3 protein-coding genes and 1 pseudogene are annotated in these 3,677 nt (G+C 73.9%); 2 read left to right on the top strand and 2 right to left on the bottom strand.

The window, feature by feature from the left end; translation table 11 throughout:
- Positions 1-79 precede the first annotated feature (79 nt).
- Positions 80-1,204 (top strand): ABC transporter ATP-binding protein, encoded by a 1,125-nt coding sequence (locus ACFW2E_RS35005; RefSeq protein ID WP_384472433.1) that lies wholly within the window; start codon positions 80-82, stop codon positions 1,202-1,204.
- Positions 1,201-1,791, top strand: a pseudogene (locus tag ACFW2E_RS35000) (protein kinase); the annotation flags it as partial. The gene ACFW2E_RS35005 and the pseudogene ACFW2E_RS35000, both read left to right, overlap by 4 nt.
- 390 nt (positions 1,792-2,181) lie before the next feature.
- Here the strand turns inward: ACFW2E_RS35000 and ACFW2E_RS34995 are convergent.
- Complete coding sequence (locus tag ACFW2E_RS34995; RefSeq protein WP_384472430.1) at positions 2,182-2,940, bottom strand: hypothetical protein; 759 nt, start codon at positions 2,938-2,940, stop codon at positions 2,182-2,184.
- Positions 2,930-3,520, bottom strand: coding sequence for an RNA polymerase sigma factor (locus ACFW2E_RS34990; protein WP_384472427.1), 591 nt, complete (start codon positions 3,518-3,520; stop codon positions 2,930-2,932). Before ACFW2E_RS34990 ends, ACFW2E_RS34995 begins: the two co-directional genes overlap by 11 nt.
- Positions 3,521-3,677 lie beyond the last annotated feature (157 nt).

Raw genomic sequence — 3,677 nt, 5'->3', positions numbered from 1 at the left:
CGGGGGTTACTGGGGGGGGGGGGCGGTGTTGGGGTGGGGATGTGTCCCCGGGGGCCCCCCACACACCGGGCCGTTGGGGGTGGCTCCCCGCTTCGAGCGCGAGAGCCTCGGCAGGTTCCACGCGACGATGGCCTCGGCGCGGATCCACGCCGTCTACGGCTCGCTCGTCGAGGTCATCGAGGTGACGGGCGGACTCGCCGTCATGGGCCTCGGCACCTGGAAGCTGGCACAGGGCCAGCTCACCCTCGGCGGGCTGCTCGTCTTCCTCGCGCTCATCGGCAAGCTCTACAGCCCGATCCGCGGCCTGTCCCGCCTGGGCAACACCTTCTACGCCGCCTCGGCCTCCGCGGAACGGATCATCGAGTTGCTGGACCAGCGGCCACAGGTCGTCGAGGCGGCGGGAGCCCGCAGCATCGGCCGGGCGCGCGGCGAGGTCGAGTTCGACGGCGTGTCCTTCAGCTACCCCGGGACGGCGCGCCGGGCACTGTCGGAGGTGTCGTTCCGCGTGGCCCCGGGCGAGAGCCTGGCGCTCGTCGGAGCCAGCGGGGCCGGCAAGTCCACGGTCGCCAAGCTCCTGCTGCGGTTCTACGACCCCGACACGGGCGCGCTCCGTCTCGACGGAACGGACCTGCGCGACCTGCGCCTGTCCGACGTGCGGGAGAACGTGGCGGTGGTCCTGCAGGAGACGTTGGTCTTCCACGGCACCGTGCGGGACAACATCGCCTACGGGCGGCCCGGGGCGAGCGAGCCGGACATCGTCGCGGCGGCACGCGCGGCGGACGCCCACGACTTCATCGAACTGCTGCCGGACGGCTACGACACGATGGTCGGCCAGCGCGGCCGGACCCTGTCCGGCGGACAGCGCCAGCGCCTGGCGATCGCGCGCGCCATGATCCGCAACGCGCCCGTCCTCCTCCTGGACGAACCGACCACCGGGCTCGACGCGCGGTCCGGCCTGAGGATCATGGAGCCGTTGCGCCGCCTCATGGCCGGGCGGACGACCGTCGTCATCTCGCACGATCTGCTCACCGTCCGGGACGCCACCAGGATCGTGGTCCTCGACCGGGGCCGGGTCGTCGAGTCGGGGACCCATGACGAGCTGCTCGCCCGGGACGGCACCTATGCCCGGCTGTACCGGCTCAGTCCGGTACCGGGCCACCTCGCCGAGTCGGGTTCCCTGCCGCGTGGCACGGTGCTGTCATGAGCGGCGCACGGCCGGCCCCGCCGCTGGCGCCCGGCGTCCGTCCGGTTCCCGGCTACGAGGTCCTGGGACATCTGGCGCGCACGGGCTGGCTGGACGTGTACGACGCGTGGAGCGAGGAACGGGCCTGCCGCTGTGTGATCAAGGCGGTACGTCCGGACCGCAGCGGCGAACCGGAGCTGGGTGACCGGCTGCTTCGGGAGGGCCGGTGGCTGCTGGGATTCACCCATCCGCACCTGGTCCGCGCGTACGAGACCTTCGCGTCACCGGAGCCGCTCGTCGTCCTGGAGACACTCACCGGGCAGACGCTGTCCCACCTCGTCGGCAGCATGCGGCGCCGGCCCTCGGCCGCGGACGTGGCGCTCCTCGGAGTGCAGCTGTGCTCCGCGATCCACTACCTGCACGGCCGCGGACTGCTGCATCTGGACCTCAAGCCGTCCAACGTCGTCGTGGACTGCGGGCACGCGAAGGTGCTCGACCTCAGCCTCGCGCGGCCGCCCGGCCCCGCTCCCGCCGGGTTGGGCACGTTGCGCTACCTCGCCCCGGAGCAGGCGCGCGGCGGACACCTCTCCGCCGCGGCCGTCGTGTGGGGCGTCGGCATCACGTTGTACGCGGTGGCCGGCGGTGACGTGCCCTTCGGCCGCGACGGATCCGGCGCGCCGACGGAGGACGTCCACGAAGCACGGGACCCGGAGGCCGGCGGCGGCAGCGCCTCGGGGCCCGGGGCCCGCCGGTATGCGCAGCGGGCGTCCGTCGTGGCGTGGATGGGCGGCCCCCCCGCGCGGGCCCCCGCCCCCGCCCCGGCCGAGGGCGGCGGCAGGCGGCGGTCGGGCCGGGGGCGGTCGGGCGGCCGGCGCCGCCCCCCCGCGGCGCCCGCGCCCCGCCCCCGGCGCGGCCGCCGCCCCCGGCTGCCTGCGGGCGGACCCGGCCGCCAGGCTCACGGTGCCCGAGCTGGCCGTGGCCCTCGGAGGCCGCGGAACCTAACTCTGCTGACCGGCCACGCCCAGTCGCGCCTTCGCGAGTACGGTGCCGTCGGGCCTCGTCACACGGGCGCCCGACAGCGCCGAGGGGTCGACGGAGGCGGGGGCGCCCCAGGAACCACTGCCGTGGCGCACGGTGAAGGTGCCGACGGGGACCGTGGAGCCGTCCTTGCGCTCGAGCAGGCACACGACCTTGCCGTCGTAGGGCGTGCCGGCCTGGGAGAGGTCGATGGTCATGTAGACCCAGCCCTTGGGGTCGGCGTGCGCGTAGACCTCGCCGACCGCCTTGTCGTGGGCGACGGCCGAGGCCAGGTCTCCGGACAGCAGGTCCGCGTCGGTGCCGACGGACGCGGAGGAGCCGGCCACGACGTTCTCGATCGCCGTGCCGACCGCCCAGCCTCCGAAGCCGACCGCTGCGACGAGCACGGCCGCGGCCGAGGCGATCCGCAGCCGCGCCCGGCCCCGCACGCTCTTGCGGGGGACGGTGGACTCGCCGGACTGCGGGTGTCCCTCGTGCGCCGACGCGGCCTGCGTCAGGGCCTGCGCCACCCGGGCCTCGAACCCGACCGGCGGCTCGCTGCCGGGCAGCAGCCCGACGAGCCCGTCGCCCACGAGGGTCAGCTGTTCGACGTACTCGCGGCACGCCGCGCACCCGTCCAGGTGGGCGACCGCGCCGGCCCGTTCGCGGCCGGGCAGCACGCCGAGCGCCAGCTCGGCACCGATCTCGCGCAGCTTCTCGCAGGACGCCTCATTTGACATGGTCGCCTCGTTTCGGAGACGTGAGCGTGGTCCGCAGTTTCCCCATCGCAGTCCTGATGCGTGTCTTGGCGGTGCCCAGCGGGATCTTCTCCGAGTCGGCCACCTGCTGGGCGGTCATGCCGTAGATGCCCGCCATCACCAGGGCGCGGCCCTGTTCGGGCGGCAGTTCGGCCACGGCCGCCCGCAGCCGGGTGGACGCCTCGTCGGCCAGCGCGTGCTGCTCGGGAGTCTCGCTGCTGACCACGCCGAGGATCGCCTCGATGTCCTCGGGCGCCACCGGCTCCGGCTGCCGGGACCTGACCGCGTCGATGGCGAGGTTGTGGGCGATGGCCGTGAGCCAGGTCCGCACCGAGCCCCGGCGCGCGTCGTAGATCTGGGCATGGCGCCAGGCGCGCTCGAACGTCTGCTGGGCGATGTCCTCGGCGAGCTGCGGATCCCCGGTGACGGCGACGGCGACTCCGAAGACTGTGTGCTGGAACCTCCGGACGAAGGTGACGGCGAGCTCCGGATCACCCGTGGCCAGCCCGGACAGCAGAGCCTCGTCCGGCAGGCGGCCCGTGGGGAACCGAAACCTTGACATATCCGTATATACGGTTCGCCGACGTCTCGGGATTGCCTCACCGTTCCTGAAGCGGAAGACCATATTCCGATTCTCTCTCGGTCCGGCTCTTCGCGTCCGCTGTGATCCGTCCGGCCGTTCCGGGCGAGCGCACGAGACCCCGGGCCCGTGATGGGCC

The organism is Streptomyces sp. NPDC058964 (genome assembly GCF_042741275.1).
Lineage (GTDB): Bacteria > Actinomycetota > Actinomycetes > Streptomycetales > Streptomycetaceae > Streptomyces.
The sequence above is the reverse complement of the archived record's forward strand: the minus strand, read 5'-3'. Positions and strand labels throughout refer to the sequence as shown.